This window comes from Pseudomonas sp. PA-1-3F (assembly GCF_021609665.1).
Classification (GTDB): Bacteria; Pseudomonadota; Gammaproteobacteria; order Pseudomonadales; family Pseudomonadaceae; genus Aquipseudomonas; species Aquipseudomonas paracarnis.
This window is the reverse complement of the sequence record NZ_WJZD01000002.1, coordinates 233201-251442: the sequence shown is the minus strand read 5'-3', so window position 1 is coordinate 251442 and position 18242 is coordinate 233201. Positions and strand designations below refer to the sequence as shown.

At 61.2% G+C, this 18242-nt stretch carries 5 protein-coding genes; 2 read left to right on the top strand and 3 right to left on the bottom strand.

The genetic code is table 11. From position 1 onward, the window contains the following. The first annotated feature begins 3 nt into the window (after positions 1-3). The gene (locus GIV26_RS02465; RefSeq protein WP_236279429.1) at positions 4-11859 is read left to right on the top strand and encodes a non-ribosomal peptide synthetase; all 11856 of its coding nucleotides are present in this window, start codon (positions 4-6) and stop codon (positions 11857-11859) included. Between the two features lie 145 nt (positions 11860-12004). Here GIV26_RS02465 and GIV26_RS02460 read toward each other — a convergent pair whose 3' ends face one another. Together GIV26_RS02460 and GIV26_RS02455 are read right to left on the bottom strand one after the other, a co-directional pair. After that, positions 12005-14446 carry a TonB-dependent siderophore receptor gene (locus tag GIV26_RS02460; RefSeq protein ID WP_080757696.1) on the bottom strand — a complete coding sequence of 814 codons (2442 nt, stop codon included), beginning with the start codon at positions 14444-14446 and terminating at the stop codon, positions 12005-12007. 118 nt (positions 14447-14564) lie between these two features. Beyond that, entirely contained in the window at positions 14565-16217 is a 1653-nt protein-coding gene (locus tag GIV26_RS02455) for a cyclic peptide export ABC transporter (protein WP_034127740.1), read from the bottom strand. A gap of 201 nt (positions 16218-16418) precedes the next feature. On the opposite strand from GIV26_RS02455, the gene GIV26_RS02450 reads away from it, so the two are divergent. Beyond that, entirely contained in the window at positions 16419-17246 is an 828-nt protein-coding gene (locus GIV26_RS02450; RefSeq protein ID WP_236279428.1) for a N(5)-hydroxyornithine transformylase PvdF, read from the top strand. A gap of 123 nt (positions 17247-17369) precedes the next feature. Here GIV26_RS02450 and pvdO read toward each other — a convergent pair whose 3' ends face one another. Further along, positions 17370-18242: a dihydropyoverdine dehydrogenase gene (gene pvdO / locus GIV26_RS02445; protein WP_034127738.1), complete on the bottom strand. Its 873-nt coding sequence runs from the start codon at positions 18240-18242 to the stop codon at positions 17370-17372.

Below are 18242 nucleotides of genomic sequence, written 5' to 3'. Positions count from 1 at the left end.
ACCATGCTTTCCAACCCTAATATCGACCTGGTGTCGCGCTTTCTTCGCTTGCCTCTGGAGCAGCGCCAGCAGTTTTACCAGCGCCTGCAAAGCCGGGGCATGAGTTTCGCTCAACTGCCGATTGCTCCCACCCGCCACGACAGCGACACACCGACGTTGTCTTACGCCCAGGAACGCCAGTGGTTCCTCTGGCAACTGGACAAGGACAGTACCGCCTACCACATCCCTGGCGCCCTGCGTTTGCACGGGCACTTGGACCTGGCAGCGTTACAACGCAGTTTCGACAGCCTGCTGGCCCGGCATGAAAGCTTGCGCACGCAATTGGTCGAGGACGATGAACGTCTGTGGCAGGCAGTGATGCCGCAGGCGCGGGTGCAGATCCAGCAGGCGCATGTCGACCAAGCGCAGTTGATGGCGCGGGTGGAAGAGGAGGTGGCGCGGCCGTTCGATTTGCACCAGGCGCCGTTGTTGCGTGTGACGCTGTTGCAACTGGCCGAGGATGAGCATGTGCTGGTGATGGTGCAGCACCACATCGTCTCCGATGGCTGGTCGATGCAGGTGATGGTGGAGGAACTGGTGCAGCTCTACGCCGCCCATAGCCAGGGCCATGACCTGCAACTCCCGGAACTGCCGATCCAGTACGCCGACTACGCGCTGTGGCAACGCGGCTGGATGGAAGCCGGGGAACAGGCGCGCCAACTCGCGTATTGGCAGGCCCTGCTGGGCGGCGAGCAACCGGTGCTGGAATTGCCGCTTGACCGCCCGCGCCCGGCGCAGCAAAGCCATCGCGGTGCAAGCCTGCAGGTGCATCTGCAACCGACGTTGGTGGCGGGCCTCAAGCGCCTGGCGCAGCAAGAGGGCGTGACCGCGTTCATGCTACTGCTGGCGTCGTTCCAAGCCCTGTTGTATCGCTACAGCGGGCAGTCGGATATCCGCATTGGCGTGCCGAACGCCAACCGTAACCGCGTCGAAACCGAGCGGCTGATCGGCTTCTTCGTCAACACCCAGGTACTCAAGGCTGACCTTGACGGGCAGATGAGCTTTGCCGAGCTGCTGCAACAAACCAAACGCCGCGCCCTCGAGGCCCAGGCTCATCAGGACCTGCCGTTCGAGCAACTGGTGGTGGCATTGCAGCCTGAACGCAGCTTGAGCCATAACCCGTTGTTCCAGGTGATGTTCAACCACCAGACCGAGGCCCAGGGCGGCCGCGAAGGCCAACAGTTGCCGGGCCTGCGTGTGGTGGAACTGGACTGGGACAGCCAGACCACCCATTTTGACCTGAGCCTGGACACCCATGAATCCGCCGACGGGCTTTGGGCCGCGCTGACCTACGCCACCGACCTGTTCGATGCCGCCACCATCGAGCGCTTGGCGCAACATTGGCAGTACCTGCTGCAGGCGGTGGTGAGTGCACCCCGCAGCCGCCTCTGCGAGCTGCCGATGGTGGGTGCCGCTGAGCAACACAGGATGCTCCAGGACTGGAACACCCCGGCTGGTGTCACCCCCTTTGAGGCTGTGCACCGGCTGTTTGAAGCCCAGGCTGATCAGCAGCCGGAACGTCAGGCCCTGGCCCTGGATGAGCAGGCCCTCAGCTATGGAGAACTGAACCGTCAGGCCAACCGCCTGGCGCATTACCTGCTGGCCCAGGGCGTCGGCCCCCAAGGGCTGGTGGGGATCGCCGTGGAGCGCTCTTTTTCCATGGTGGTCAGCTTGCTCGCGGTGCTCAAGACAGGAGCGGCCTATGTGCCGCTGGACCCTGAGTACCCCCGCGAACGCCTGGCGCATATGCTTGAGGACAGTGGTGTGGGCCTGGTGTTGACCCAATCCCACCTGCATGGGCGTCTGCCGTTGCCGGCCCGGGTGCTGGCGGTGGACATCGACCGGGTCCAGGCGCAGTTGGCGTTGTGTGCCGACAGTAATTTACCGGTTGATGTCGAGCCCCAGAGCCTGGCGTATGTGATCTACACCTCCGGCTCCACAGGCAAGCCCAAGGGGGTTGCCATCAGCCAGGCTGCACTGAGTGAGTTTGCTGGCATCGCGGCGGATTACTCGCAGCTGGTTGCCCAGGACCGAGTGCTGCAGTTTGCCACCTTGAACTTCGACGGTTTCGTCGAGCAGCTGTACCCAGCCCTGACCCTTGGCGCCACCGTGGTACTGCGTGGCCCGCAGTTGTGGGACGGTGCCGAGCTGTATCGGCAGATCATCGCCCAGGGCATTACCCTGGCCGACTTGCCCACGGCCTACTGGAAGCTGTTCCTGCAAGATTGCCTGGCAGCAGGCCCAAGGACCTATGGTGCTTTGCGCCAGATCCATATCGGCGGCGAAGCCATGCCGTTGGACGGCCCACTATTGTGGCAGCGCGCCGGGCTCGGCCATGTGCGCTTGCTCAATACCTACGGGCCTACCGAGGCCACCGTGGTTTCCAGCGTGCTGGACTGCACTGACCCGAGCGCCGTCGGCGCCGGCGGTGCCAGCCCCATTGGCCGGGCGCTGCCAGGGCGTGGCCTGTATGTGCTGGACCGTGACCTGAACCTGCTACCGCTGGGCGCCGTGGGTGAACTCTATATCGCCAGCGCCAATGGCTTGGCCCGTGCGTATTTGCAACGGCCAGGCCTGACCGCCGAGCGCTTTGTCGCTGATCCGTTCAGCCCATCCGGCGAGCGCCTTTACCGCACCGGCGACCTGGCGCGTTATCGCGCCGATGGTGTGGTGGAATATGTCGGGCGGGTCGATCACCAGGTCAAGGTCCGTGGTTTCCGCATTGAACTGGGTGAAATCGAAACCGTGCTGCTGGCCCAGGACAGCGTGCGTGAAGCGCTGTTGCTGGCTGCCGACAACCAACTGCTGGCCTACCTGGTGCCTGCGCAGACGCTGTCTGAAACCGAGCGCGCCGAGGTGGGCGAACAGTTGATGGCCACCTTGCGCGACCATCTGCCGGACTACATGGTGCCGGCGCACCTGATCTTCCTCGACCGCATGCCGCTCAACCCCAACGGCAAGCTGGATCGCCAGGCCCTGCCCAAGCCAGATGCCAGCGTGGAACAACAGGATTGGCGAGCGCCGGTCACCCCGTTGCAACAACAGGTGGCGGCGATCTGGGCGGCTATTCTGGGGGCCGAACGGGTGGGCTTGAACCAGCACTTCTTCGAACTGGGAGGGCATTCCCTGTTGGCAATGCAGGTGGTGTCACGCATCCGCCAGACCCTGAGCCTGGAAGTGCCGCTCAAAGCCGTGTTCGAACACCCGCGGCTGGAGGCGTTTGTCGCGGCCTTGCAAACCCAGGAGAGCCTATTGCCAACGGCGCCGGCCCTACTGCCGGCGGGGCGCGTGCAGCCGTTGCCACTGTCTTACGCCCAGGAGCGGCAATGGTTTCTCTGGCAACTGGAACCCCGCAGCGCGGCGTATCACATTCCCAGCGCGCTGCGCCTGAAAGGGCAATTGGACCTGGCTGCGTTGCAACGCAGTTTCGATAGCTTGCTGGCGCGCCATGAAAGCCTTCGCACCCATATCCGCCAGGATCAAGACGGCGCGGTGCAAGTGATTGAGCCGCCAATGTCCTTGCCGATCACCCAGGCTGATGTCGATGACGCCCAGCTCAAAGCCAGGGTGCAAGCGCTGATCGCCCAGCCGTTCGACCTGCAACAAGGCCCGTTGCTGCGTGTCACGCTGTTGCGCTTGGCCGCCGACGAGCATGTGTTGGTGTTGGTGCAACATCACATCGTCTCCGATGGTTGGTCGATGCAGTTGGTGGTCGAGGAACTGGTGCAGTTGTATGCCGGTTACAGCCAGGGCCAGGACGTGCAGTTGCCGGCGCTGCCGATCCAGTATGCCGACTATGCCGTATGGCAGCGCAGCTGGATGGACGCCGGTGAGAAGCAACGTCAACTGGCCTACTGGCGTGAGCTGTTGGGCGGTGAGCAGAGCGTGCTGGAGTTACCGTTCGATCACCAGCGCCCGGCTGTGCAGAGCCACCGCGGCGCGCGCCTGGCGTTCGAGCTGGCGCCCGAACTCACCCAGGGGCTCAAGGCTTTGGCCCACCAGCAGGGCGTGACCCTGTTCATGTTGTTGCTGGCATCGTTCCAGACCTTGTTGCACCGCTACAGCGGCCAGGAAGAAATACGTGTCGGCGTGCCGATTGCCAACCGCAATCGCAGCGAGACCGAGCGCTTGATTGGCTTCTTCGTCAACACCCAGGTGCTCAAGGCGGATGTGCATGGGCAAATGAGTGTCGAGCAGTTGCTGCAGCACGTTCGGCAACGCGCCCTGCAAGCCCAGGCCCACCAGGATTTGCCGTTCGAACAACTGGTGGAAGCCCTGCAACCTGAGCGTAGCCTGAGCCACAACCCGCTGTTCCAGGTCATGTTCAATCATCAGACTGACGTCGGCCAGGCTCAGGTTCAGCACCAATTGCCAGGGCTGCGGGTAGAAGGGCTGGACTGGGACAGCAAGACCGCACATTTCGACCTGGACCTGGATATTCAGGAGTCCACCGAAGGTATATGGGCCACCTTGGGTTATGCCCAGGACCTGTTCGAAGCCAGCACCGTGCAACGCATGGCGCGTCACTGGCAGAACCTGCTGCAAGGTATGGTCGCCAACCCACGGCAGCAGCTCAGCCAGTTAAGCTTGCTGGACGCGACCGAACAACAACAGATCCTGCAACTGTGGAACCGCACGGAGTCTGGCTTTTCGGCCGAGCGCCTGGTGCATCAACTGTTTGCCGATCGCGCCCGGGCAAACCCGACGGCGGTGGCGGTGAAGTTCGACGCGCAAACCCTGAGCTACGGCGAACTGGATCGCCAGGCCAACCGCCTGGCCCATGCCCTGATCGCTCGTGGCGTCGGCCCGGAAGTGCGGGTGGCCATCGCCATGCCGCGCAGTGCCGAAATCATGGTGGCGTTCCTGGCGGTGATGAAAGCCGGCGGTGTGTATGTGCCGCTGGATATCGAATACCCACGTGATCGCCTGCTGTACATGATGCAAGACAGCCGCTCGAAATTGCTGTTGACCCATTCGGCCGTGCAACACCGGTTGCCGATCCCGGACGGCCTCGACGCCTTGGCGGTGGATCAGGTGCAAGCCTGGTCGGATTACAGCGATACGGCCCCGACTGTGGCGCTGGACGGCGACAACCTCGCCTACGTGATCTACACCTCCGGTTCCACCGGTTTGCCCAAGGGCGTGGCGGTGTCACACGGCCCGCTCGTGGCGCATATCATCGCTACCGGCGAGCGCTATGAAACCTCGCCGGCCGATTGCGAGCTGCACTTCATGTCGTTCGCTTTCGACGGCTCCCACGAAGGCTGGATGCACCCGCTGATCAACGGCGCCAGCGTGTTGATCCGTGACGACAGCCTGTGGCTGCCGGAATACACCTACGAGCAGATGCATCGCCATAACGTGACCATGGCGGTGTTCCCACCGGTGTACCTGCAACAGTTGGCCGAACATGCCGAGCGCGACGGCAACCCGCCGGCGGTGCGGGTGTACTGCTTTGGCGGTGATGCGGTGGCCCAGGCCAGCTATGACCTGGCGTGGCGCGCGCTGAAACCCAAGTACCTGTTCAACGGCTACGGCCCGACGGAAACCGTGGTCACACCGCTGTTGTGGAAGGCACGCAAGGGCGACCTATGTGGCGCCGTCTACGCGCCCATCGGCACTTTGTTGGGTAACCGCAGTGGCTACGTGTTGGATGCGCAACTGAACCTGCAACCCATCGGCGTAGCCGGCGAGTTGTACCTGGGCGGCGAGGGCGTGGCCCGGGGTTATCTGGAGCGTCCTGCGTTAACCGCCGAACGCTTCGTGCCGGACCCGTTCGGCAAGCCCGGCAGTCGCGTATATCGCAGCGGCGACCTGACCCGCGGGCGTCCGGATGGCGTAGTGGATTACCTGGGGCGTGTCGATCATCAGGTGAAGATCCGCGGTTTCCGTATCGAACTGGGGGAAATCGAAGCGCGCTTGCGTGAGCAAGCCAGTGTCGGTGAAACCGTGGTGGTGGCCCAGGAGGGGCCGACCGGCAAACAACTGGTGGCCTATGTCGTACCACTGGACCCGACGCTCCTGGGTGATGCTGTCGCTCAATCAAACGGTCGCGAAACCTTGCGGCGCGCCTTGAAAACCCGCTTGCCGGACTACATGGTGCCGACGCATTTGATGTTCCTTGAGCGTATGCCGCTGACCCCCAACGGCAAGCTCGACCGCAAGGGGTTGCCGCTGCCGGATGTGAGCCAGATGCAGCAGGTGTATGTGGCGCCCGAGAGCGAGTTGGAGCAGAAGATCGCCGCGATCTGGTCCGATGTGCTACGCCTGCCACAGGTGGGCCTGCATGATAATTTCTTCGAGCTGGGCGGCGATTCGATCATTTCGATTCAACTGGTCAGCCGCGCCCGCCAGGCGGGTGTGCGTTTCACGCCCAAGGAGTTGTTCCAGCATCAGACGGTGCAGAGCCTGGCGACGGTCGCGAGGGAAGGCGACGGTGTGGTGCAGATGGATCAGTCGCCGCTGACTGGCGATTTGCTGTTGTTGCCGGTGCAACACAGTTTTTTTGCCGATGAGATTCCCCAGCGTCATCACTGGAACCAATCTGCGGTGCTGCAACCGCACCAGCCGTTGCAGGTACCGCTGTTGTTGGCCGCACTGCAGGCGTTGATCGTGCATCACGATGCCTTGCGCAGCACCTTTGTCGAGGGCGCACAGGGCTGGAGCGCGGCCTACCGTGGTCCGGATCAGCACCAGGCTGAACAAGTGCTATGGCAAACTACATTGAACAGCGTCGAAGAACTTGAGGCTTTGGGCGAAGAGGCCCAACGCAGTCTCGACTTAGGCGCGGGCCCGTTATTGCGTGCGGTGTTGGCGCAGTTGGCCGACGGTTCACAGCGCTTGTTGCTGGTGATCCATCACTTGGTGGTGGACGGTGTGTCGTGGCGCATCCTGCTTGAAGACTTGCAAAGCACGTATCAGCAACTGGCCCAAGGCGCCCCTGTGACGCTGCCAGCCAAGACCAGCGCCACCCGCGCCTGGGCTGCTCGCCTGCAGACCTACGCCAACAGCCCGGCGTTACAACACGAGCTGGTTTGGTGGCAGACGCAATTGCAGGGCAGCCCGGTCGGCTTGCCGGGCGCCGATCCACAGGCGAGCCTGAGCAACCAACTGGCCCTGAGTGTGAGCACACACCTGGATGCCACCTATACTCGGCGCTTGCTGCACGACGCGCCGAGTGCCTATCGCACCCAGATCAATGACCTGCTGTTGACTGCCCTGGCGCGAGTTATTACGCGCTGGAGCGGCGAGGCTTCGACGTTGATCCGGCTTGAAGGTCATGGCCGCGAAGATCTGTTCGATGACATCGACCTGACTCGCACTGTCGGTTGGTTCACCAGCCTTTACCCTGTGCAACTGGTACCGGCCGATTCCCTGGCTGCTTCCCTCAAACGCATCAAGGAGCAGCTGCGAGCCGTGCCCGACAAGGGCCTGGGGTTCGGTGCCCTGCGTTACCTGGGTAATGCCGCAACGCAACAGGCGTTGGCGGCCTTGCCGCAGCCACGTATCACCTTCAACTATCTGGGGCAGTTCGATGCCAGCTTCGACAGCGGCGAACAGCCAGGACTGTTCACGCCGACCGCTGATGCCAGCGGTGCAGAGCAAAGCCCGCAGGCACCTTTGGGCAACTGGCTGGAAATCAACGGTCAGGTCTATGGTGGCGAGCTGAAGTTGAACTGGAGTTTCAGCCAGGCGATGTTCGGTGAAGCAACCGTCAAATGCTTGGCCGACGACTATGCCTTGGAACTCAAGGCTCTGATTGATCATTGTTGTGAGTCGGCGCATCAGGGCGTGACGCCGTCGGACTTCCCGTTGGCGCGGTTGTCCCAGGACCAGTTGGATGGCTTGGCACTGAACGTGGCTGAGGTCGAAGACCTGTACCCATTGTCACCCATGCAGCAAGGCATGCTGTTCCAATCGCTGTACGGCGAAGGTTCGGGTGACTACATCAACCAGATGCGCATTGATGTGCAGGGCCTGGATGTGGCGCGCTTCCACCAGGCCTGGCAGGTGGCGGTGCAACGCCACGAGATCCTGCGTAGCGGTTTTGTCTGGCAGGCGGAGCTTGAACAGCCTTTGCAGGTGGTCTACAAGCAGGTGCGCCTGCCGTTTATGGCGTTGGATTGGCAGACCCGTAAGGACTGCAACCAGGCCCTGGATGAGCTGGCCGAGTCGGCACGCACCCAGGGTTTTGTCCTGGAGCAGGCACCGCTGTTGAGCTTGACGCTAGTACGCACGGGGGCGACGAACTACCACCTGATCTACACCAATCACCATATTTTGATGGATGGCTGGAGTGGTTCGCAGCTGTTCGGCGAGGTGTTGCAACAGTATGCCGGTGAGCCGCTGCCAGCGCCGACCGGGCGGTATCGCGACTACATCGGCTGGCTGCAGGCACAGGACAAAGCCGTCAGCCAGGCGTTCTGGCAGGCGCAACTGGTCAACTTGCAGGCGCCCACGCGCCTGGCCGGTGCCGTAGAGACTGAGGTGGATGCGGCCCAGGCGGTCAATGGCGAGCATCGCTTGAGCCTGGATGCTGCGCAAACCGAACACCTCAAAGCCTTCGCCCAACGTCACAAGGTGACCCTCAATACCCTGGTGCAAGGCGCCTGGTTGTTGCTGTTGCATCACCACACCGGGCAAGCCACCGTAGCATTCGGCGCCACGGTAGCAGGGCGTCCGGCGGAACTGCGTGGGATTGAACAGCAGGTCGGCTTGTTCATTAACACGCTGCCGGTGGTGGCGACGCCGGATGCGCAAATGTCGGTCAGCCATTGGCTGGAGCAACTTCAGCAACAGAACGTTGGCTTGCGTGAGCATGAACACACGCCGCTGTTCGAGATCCAGCGTTGGGCCGGGCTGGGTGGAGAGGCGCTGTTCGACAGTATCCTGGTGTTCGAGAACTACCCGGTGTCCGAGGCGCTGGAGCAGGGGGCACCGTCGGGGCTGCGTTTTGGCGCAGTGCACAGCCTGGAACAGACCCACTATCCATTGACCGTGTTGTTGGCTATAGGCCAGACACTGGGCTTGGAGTTCAACTACTCCCGCCAGGCTTTCAGCGGCGCGCATATCCAGCGCTTGGCCGAGCACTTCCAGCAGTTGCTGCTGGCCCTGGCCAGCGACGGCAGTCAACGCCTTGGCGCGTTGCCCTCAGTGGCGCAGGCCGAGCGGCAGTGGGTATTGCATGATTGGAATGCGACTGCGGTGGATTACCCGCTGGATCAAGCGGTCCACACGCTGATCGAGGCTCAGGTGCTGCGTACACCGGATGCACCCGCCTTGATTTTCGCGGGGCAAGCCTTGAGTTACAGCGCGTTGAACGCCCGGGCCAATCGCCTGGCGCATCGCTTGATGGCGGCCGGGGTTGGCCCGGATGTGCTGGTGGGGCTGGCGGCAGAGCGCTCGGTGGAGATGGTGGTTGGCCTGTTGGCGGTGCTCAAGGCCGGTGGCGCTTATGTGCCGCTGGACCCCGAGTATCCTCGTGATCGCCTGGCCTACATGCTGCTGGACAGTGGTGTGCAACTGCTGTTGACCCAGGCTCATCTACTGGCGCAACTGCCGGTTCCCGCCGGTGTACAAACCCTGGTGCTGGAATGTGGCGATACCTGGCTGGAAACCTTCAGCAGCCACAACCCGAATATCCCGGTGCACGGCGAAAGCCTTGCCTATGTGATCTACACCTCCGGCTCCACCGGTCAGCCCAAGGGCGCTGGCAACCGCCATATCGCGCTGACCAACCGCCTGTGCTGGATGCAACAGGCATATGGGCTCACGCCGCACGACAGCGTGTTGCAGAAAACTCCGTTCAGCTTTGACGTGTCGGTGTGGGAGTTTTTCTGGCCGCTGATGACCGGCGCGCGTCTGGTAGTGGCGGCACCGGGCGATCATCGTGATCCAGCCAGGCTGGTACGGCTGATCAACGAGCAACAGGTCACCACCTTGCATTTCGTGCCTTCCATGTTGCAAGCGTTCTTGCAAGACGCGGCGGTTACTTCATGCCAGAGCCTGCAACACATCGTTTGCAGTGGGGAAGCGTTGCCTGCGGATGCCCAGCAACAGGTGTTCGTCAAATTGCCCCACGCCGGCTTGTACAACCTGTACGGCCCTACCGAAGCCGCTATCGACGTAACCCATTGGACCTGTGTCGAGGAAGGTCGCGACGCCGTACCTATTGGCCGACCCATTGCCAACCTGGGCTGCTACGTGCTGGACGACAACCTGGAACCTGCGCCAGTGGGCGTGCTGGGCGAACTGTATTTGGGCGGTATTGGCTTGGCGCGGGGTTATCACCGCCGTGCGGCACTTACCGCCGAGCGGTTTGTGACCGACCCGTTCGGCAGCGGCACACGTCTGTATCGCACCGGTGACCTGGCGCGTTATCGCGACGATGGCGTGATTGAATATGCCGGGCGCATCGATCACCAGGTCAAACTGCGCGGCCTGCGCATAGAGTTGGGCGAAATCGAAGCGCGCCTGCTGGAGCTCGACAATGTCCGCGAAGCCGCGGTGCTGGCGGTGGACGGTACCCACTTGGTGGGTTACCTGGTGCTGCAACAGCCCCTTGAAGAGTGGAAGGCAGGGGTAGTTGCACACCTGGCCGAGCAGTTGCCCGACTACATGGTCCCGGCGCAGTGGGTGGTACTGGCGCAGATGCCGTTGAGCCCGAACGGCAAGCTGGACCGTAAGGCGTTGCCCAAGCCAGAGGCTCACGGTGCCGCGCAATTCCAGGCGCCCGTTAGCGAGATCGAGCAGCAAATCGCAGCGGTCTGGAGCGAGGTGCTGGAGGTGGAGCGCGTAGGGCTCAACGACAACTTCTTCGAGCTCGGTGGCCATTCATTGCGAGTGTTGATGCTCAAGGAGCGAATTCGCAAGGTCAGCGGCGTGAACCTGTCTGTCAGCCAACTGATGCTTAACCCTACTGTGGCGGGACAGGTCAAATGCCTGCAGGGCAATAGCCGGTCTTCGTTGATCGTCAAGCTCAACCAGCAGACGCAAGGCACGCCGTTGTTCCTGTTCCACCCAAGCTTCGGCTCGGTGCATTGCTACACCGCGATTGCCCTGGCCTTGCGCGAGCAGCGCCCGGTGTTCGGGGTCATGTGTCGTGCCTTGGCCGAAGAGGGCGCCACGGTGCCGCAATGGCAGGTAATGGTCGAAGACTACACCGCGCAATTGTTGGTGGCCCAACCCGAAGGCGCGTTCCGCGTGGGTGGCTGGTCATTGGGCGGCAACCTGGCGATGGAGGTCGCCTACGGCCTGGAGCAAGCCGGCCGAGAAGTGGAGTTTGTCGGCTGGATCGACGCTGCGCCGCCGCAATGGGTCAAACCCTATTGGGACGCAGTGGTGGTCGAGAACGCTCGCGAGATCTCAGCCAATGAGCGCCGCGCAGCGTTGCTGGGCGTTATGTTTCCTGAGTTCGCCGAGTCCATCCAACACGCCTGGCAGCAATGCCAACGGGATAGCGAGGATGAAACGGGACAATGGCGGGAATTTGTGAATTGGGCTGAACAGTCTTTGGGCGAAGCCTTCACGGTGATCAAGGATGAATTACTGCGTGGCAATGAGGCGCAGATTTCCTGGGACGTTGACCGGGCACTCAGTGAGCGTTTGCTGCAAGCTGACTTCAAGCCGATCAAGGCGCCCGTCACTTGTTGGTGGGCGTCCATGAGCCGGGCAGGGCGCTTCAAGGACCTGATCGAGCAGCAAATGGCAACGGTGATCAGCCAAGGGCGCATCGAGCGCTCAGTGATGATTGAGACCGATCATGATGGCATTATCGACAGCGCGGTGTTTATCAGCAGTTTGGTAGAGGCGTTGAGGTAAGCCGCCGCTCAATCACAAAAACCCGGATCCAGTGTCCGGGTTTTTTTATGCTCCAATCCCTCTTCGCCAGTATCTCTGCACGCCCAAAAAAAAGCCCGGTGAGCATGGGATGCTCACCGGGCGTTTGATCGATCGACGCGTGGAATCAGAAGTCCCAGCGCGTGCTGACCATCACATTACGTGGCTCACCGTAGGCGGCTGAGTTATAGAAGCCCACGTTGGTGTAGTAAGACTTGTCGAAGATGTTATTGAAGTTGACGGTAGCCGACAGGTTCTTGGTGACCTGGTAGCGGGTCATCAAATCCACCAACCAGTAGGACTCCTGGGTGATGTCCTGGTTTTTCTCAAGTGGCCCGTTCCAGATCTCGTTCCAACCTTTGGTCTGCCAGCGTACACCGCCACCGATGGTGAACTTGTCCAGGTCGCCCTTGAGTTTGTAGGTGGTGTTCAGGTTGACCTGATGCTCGGGTTCGAAGGTGGAGAGTTTCTTGTCGTCTTCGTCTCGTACGATCTTGTGGGTGTAGCCACCTTGAAGTTGCCAGCCTGGGCTCAACTCACCGGAAATTTCCGCTTCGTAGCCTTTGGTGACGGCCTTGGAGCTCTTGAACGCCCAGTTGTTCGGGGCAGGTGTCTGGTTGTTGTAGGCGTCATCCGAGATGGGGCGATTAGTCTCATGCACTTCGAAGTAAGCGATGCTGGTGTTGAGGCGGCCATCGAAAAACTCGCCTTTCAGGCCCAACTCGTAGTTCTGCCCTTCGTCTGGCTCCAGCAGCTTCTCGTTACGGTCCTTATAGGTGCTTTCCTGAGGTTGGAAGATATCGGTGTAGCTGGCGTATACCGAGAAGTTGTCATTGAGGTCGTAGATCACACCGGCGTAAGGAATGAACCGCCCGGTTTCCTTGTAGGAAGGGTTGTTGCCAGTCACGTGATAGTTGGCCACGCGCCCACCCAGGATCACGTTCAGGTCGTCAATCACGTTGAAACGCGCGGTCAGGTAATACCCGGTTTGACGGATAGTGTCGTCGATGTGCTGTTGGGCAGGACCGTAGATAGGCTTGGCGATATGGCCGTTCCAGTTATAGAAATCGACCTTGTTACCGCCAGGCCATTCCGGCGACCAGTACCCCTTGCCTTGCCAGCGTGAGGTGCCGATCGAGCCGCCCACCACCAGTTCATGCTCGCGGCCAAACAGGCTGAAAGGGCCGGTGGCGTAGAGGTCGGCCGAGGTGCTCTTGGTCTCGCCGGTGTATTTCTGCCCGTTGATCTCAGCGGTGCCATCGGCTGCCGGCTGGACGAATTGGATCGAACCCAGATCGGCGTGGTAGCCGTTGATCTTGTGGTCGAGCTGGAATTTGGTCACCCAGCCGTCGCCCAGGTCATGCTCGAGCATGGCAAAGGCGGTACGCGTGTTTTGCTCCCACGAGCTCCAGGTGGTGCCGTTGTTGTAGGAGCGCGGCATTTTGTTGATGCTGCCATTGGAGTTGACCAGCGGGAAGGAGCCGGACCAACTGGAACCCTGTGGAATGTTGTCCTGGTAATCGAAGCCCACCGTCAGCATGGTATCGGGAGACAGGTCGAACTCGGTGATGCCGTAGTAGGTTTCGGTCTTGCGCGAGTAGTGGTCCATAAAGGACTTCTTGTCCTGATACGCAGCCACCGCACGGCCACGGATATTGCCGCTGTCGGTCAAGGGGCCACTGACATCCACTTCGCTGCGGTAGTTGTCCCAGGAACCCGCCCCCAATTGCACATGGCCCTTGAATTCCGCGGTTGGCTTCTTGCGGATCAAGTTGATGGTCGCACCCAGGGAACCGGCACCGTTGAGCAGGCCGGTAGCGCCCTTGAGGACTTCAACACGGTCGTAGATCGCCATGTCGCTCAGGGTGTTGCCCGCCGAATAGCCGACGTTACGCACAGTCGATGGAATACCGTCGTACTGGAAACTATTGACCGAAAAACCACGGGAATAGTAGTTGGTGCGGTCGGAGTCGTAGGCGGAAACGGTGATGCCCGGCGTATGGCGCATCACGTCATCCATGTTGTTGAGGCCAAAATCCTCGATGTGCTGGCGAGTCACCACGGTGATCGACTGCGGAGTTTGCCGTGGGGTCAACGTCAAACGTGTAGCCGTGGCAATCGTGCCAGGCGTGTAGGAACCAGAACCTTCGGTGACGTTGCCCAAGTAGTTGGCGGTCACTTGCGTCGGGCTCAGCTCGAGCCCACCACCGCTGCCAGCAGCAGTGACGGTCAAGGTATTGCCGTTGAGGTTATAGGTAGTCTGGCTACCGGCCAGCAATGCAGCTATGGCCTGCTGCGGCTGCATCTTGCCCTTGACGGCGGGGCTGTTCTTGCCCTGCACATCGCCCGGGCTGTAGAGCACTTGCACATTGGTCTGGCGGCCAAATTCCTGCAGTGCGCTCCCCAGCGACTGCGCAGGAATATTCAACTCGATCTCCTGGGCCTGCACATAGCCTGCAATCGGCATCGACACAGCCAACGCCAAGGCACTGGGCAAGAGGTTGATGTTCAGGGCCCGGCGCATGGATAGCGCTTTGCTCAGGGGGCTGAGACCGAGTCGTGCTGGCATGGATGCTTTCTCTTCTATGTTTTAAGTGGGCAATTCTAAGTGTTTATTGAGGTTAGTTCTCATTACCACTAGTGAGACGTTCCTACTTCGCAAAACCGGAAAAAATTATTCCGGTACTTCATGCAGGCTCCATCTCATGCACCACCTGACCGGCACGCAGGCGCACCAGATGATCGGCGATGTCGAAATAACGATCATCGTGGCTGATCACGATGATGGTCTTGCCCAGGCGTTTGAGGTCCGGCAGCAGCTCGGTGTAGAAGATGCGGCGGAAGGCCGGGTCCTGGTCGGCGGCCCACTCGTCGAACACCAGTACCGGGCGCTCTTCCAGCCAGGCATTGACCAGGGCCAGGCGCTTGCGTTGGCCGGTGGACAGGTCAGTGGTGCTGAACACGCCGTCCTTGACGCTGACCTTGTGCGCGATTTCCAGGCGCTCAAGGTATTTGGTGGCGCTGTCCAGGGACTGGGTGGCGCTGCCTTGTACCAGGTCATCGAACAGGTAATAGTCGGAAAACACGGTGGTAAACAACTGGCGATAATCGTCGCGCTCTGGGTCGGTCACCGCTGTACCGTTGAGCAGGATCTCACCCGCCTGAGGTGGATACAGGCCCAGCAGCAGCTTGATCAGGGTGGTCTTGCCGCTACCATTCTCGCCCACGACAAACACGATATCGCCTTGCTTGATGCTCAGGTTGATCGGCCCCAGGTGGAACGGTTGGCTGCCTTCAACCGCTGGCGGGCTGTAGCTGACGCCGCGCAGTTCAAGGCTGTTGACCACAGGCTTCGGCGCTTCACTGTCGTCCATCAACAAGTGGGGCTCGGGCGAAGAAAAACGTTCCGACAGTTCGCTGATGCGCCCGAAGGCAATCTTCGCCTTGCCAACCACGGGCAAGTAACCCAGCAGGTGCTCCAACGGGCCTTTCATATACAGCAGTACCAGCACGAAGCCGGTAATCACCGTGGGGTCGGGGTTGGGGTTGTAGGCCTGCATCGCCAGGGCCAGGCCGATGACCACGAAGAACAGCATCGAGCCAAAGGTCTTGGCCAGGATATAGATGTTGACTGAACGCACCTGGATATCGCTGATGCGGTCTGCGGTTTCCTGGATGCGGTGGGTGTTCATGCGAAACCGCCGCGGACGGTGCATGCGCAGTTCCTTGGCTCCCGAAGCAATCGCATTGTAGTAACGCTGCAATTCATCTTCGTGGCTACGGGCCAGATCGAAGCCCTGGATGCCTTTGCCGCCCGCGATGAATTGCACGGCGCTGCCGATGATGATTGCGACCACCATCATCAGGAACATCGGCACGGACAGGTAAGCCAGGTAACCCAGGCATCCCAGGGTAACGGTGGCGGCGATGGCCAGGGGCGTGAAGGCAAAGGAAAAGTCGCTGATGGTGTCCACGTCGTGGGTCAGCACCGGGATCAGGCGGTGAGAGCGATATTGCTCGATCTGCCCGATGGGCGCTGACAGCACCTTTTCACCCAGGTCCTTGCGCAGGGCGGCAATGATCCGTTGCCCGACGTAGTTGGTGCCGATGTCGGAAATGATCGAGCTGACCAGCGCCACCACGCACAACGCGGCGAAGGTTAACACCACACCCTGAGTCATCCCCCCCGCCGAATGCAGGGCATTGTTAATCGTCGCCAACAGCAAGGTAATGGCCAGGCCGCCCGCCATGCCAAGGGCGACGGAGACCGTCACGATGGTGCGAAAGGGCCTGAGCAATGCGAGCAAACCTTTGAAGGCGCCGCGCTTGGGGTCGGTCATAAATACTTCCCGGAAAGTGAAAAGAGGGGGCTGGGCACACAGACCCTTACCCATGACAAACGAAGCTGTGGCGTGACTATTTAGCGCGGCGTGCCGGACGGTGGCAGTGAGCGATAAATTGCCCGGGGCCTGGTTCGTTCTTGTTCTGTAGGCGCACGTGTATCAATGCCGTGCGTGGCCCTTTGAGCGAGAGCGAAACACATGACGAAAAAGAACCTGGTGTATGCCTGGTCCCTGAGAAATGCCGCCGCCGACAAGGCGGGGCAGCCGGTGGCCTATAAAGACCACGAGCGTTATATGAAATCGGTGCTGGAGTTTCTGGTGGGCTCGCTCAACGACACGTCGCTGGGCGAGGCTTACAACCTCGTAGGCGTGGTGTATGACGACGATGAGCACAACCCGCGGGACCAGCAGTTGGTGGCGGACTACGGCTTCGCCTACCAGCCGGGTCGCCAGTGGCTGTACCCAGCGGACTTGCGTGTGCAGGGCACGTTGGTCAACGACCTGCTGCTCAGCGTGCCGTCGACCTATCGTCGCCTGCCACGAGGCAGCGCCGAACATGTCGCCGGCAAGCAGGATTTCGAGCGTCGGCTGCATGACACCCTGGTGGAGTTGAAGGCTGACATCGTGGTGCTGGATGGTTTGCTGGTGATCCTCGACGAACTGGTGCGCCCGGGTGCGCCGTTTGCACGGCGCATCATGAACATTCATCCGGGCATCACCCGCCTCGAGTCACCTTACGAACGCCGTGGGGCGTACGCCACCTGGAATGCGCTGTACGGCGCACGTGGGCAGGCGATCACCGACTGGGCAACCAAAGCGACTCAGGCGTGCGAGCCGTTGTATTGGACCGGTGCGTCATTCCACTACGTGGATAACGGCATCGACTCGGGAGAGGTGTTCCACGACGTGCTCAAGACCCAGATTTCGCCCGAAGACACCATCCTTGAGTTGCGCTGGAACAACTTCAACAACAGCCTGTTCCCGGCGCTGCATGAAGGCTTGGAGCTGTTGGCCAAACAACGCTGAACATGCGGGCACGAACCCTGTAGGAGCGAGCTTGCTCGCGAAAATCTCACAGACGCCGCGTTTATTCAGAGAGCACGCGTCATCGTTGGCGTTTTTCGCGAGCGAGCTCGCACCTACAAGGTATTAGAGCTCGCGCACGACCCGAAAGCCGATCCAGTCCCCGCGAGTCTGCGGGTAGATGTTGTTGCGATTGCCCGAGCGTGAAAACACCGGCGCCTCGCCCCAGTCATTGCCGCGGATCTGGTAGGCCTCGCAGTTGGGCTCCACCCAGGCACTGCCATCAGTTGGCGCGCCGACGTAGTTCGGATGCTCGCAATCAGCCACCCGCTCATACACATTGCCGTGCATGTCATACATGCCGAAGGCATTCGGTGGGTAGCTGCCCACGGGCGACGAATAGCTGTAGCCGTCCGCCGGGCCGTAGGTGTTGGCGTGCTGGGCGATGCTGTAGCCCTTGCCTTCGTCGAACGGGAAGGGGAACGGGCCGGTGGTGCCGGCGCGGGCGGCGTATTCACGCTGGGCTTCGCTGACCATCTGGTACGTGTGCCCGGTCTTCTTCGACAGCCAGCTCACGTACTGCTTGATGTCGTCCATGTCCATGCACACCGCCGGCTGGCGTGGCCCCTGGGGGTAACGCGGCTTGCTGGCGATGCATTCGCGGCCGGGGCGGTCGTCGCCATTGGCGATCTTGACCCCGGTCTGGCGCACGTAGCTGTCCCATTCGCCGGCGGTGACATGGAAGCGGCTCATGGCGAACGGCTTGGCGAAGGTCACCTCGTGCATCGGGCCTTCGTCAGGCTCGCGGCCCACTTCGTCGTCCGGCGTACCCATGGTGAAGGTGCCGGCGGGAAGCACCACCATTTCCGGGCAGTCCTTGCAGTCTTTGAAGACCTTGCCCGGTTGTGGGGCAGCGGCCTGGGCCAGGCCGGGCAGCAGGGCGCCGCACAGGGCGGTGAGTGCCAATGCGGTGAGCGGTTTGAGTCGGGATGGCATCAT

What these genes read in the sequence shown, in the direction of transcription:
- GIV26_RS02465 (WP_236279429.1), top strand. Translation starts at nt 4, where the DNA reads ATGCTTTCCAACCCTAATATCGACCTGGTGTCGCGCTTTCTTCGCTTG.
- GIV26_RS02460 (WP_080757696.1), bottom strand. Translation starts at nt 14,446, where the DNA reads ATGCCAGCACGACTCGGTCTCAGCCCCCTGAGCAAAGCGCTATCCATG.
- GIV26_RS02455 (WP_034127740.1), bottom strand. Translation starts at nt 16,217, where the DNA reads ATGACCGACCCCAAGCGCGGCGCCTTCAAAGGTTTGCTCGCATTGCTC.
- GIV26_RS02450 (WP_236279428.1), top strand. Translation starts at nt 16,419, where the DNA reads ATGACGAAAAAGAACCTGGTGTATGCCTGGTCCCTGAGAAATGCCGCC.
- pvdO (WP_034127738.1), bottom strand. Translation starts at nt 18,242, where the DNA reads ATGATGCCATCCCGACTCAAACCGCTCACCGCATTGGCACTCACCGCC.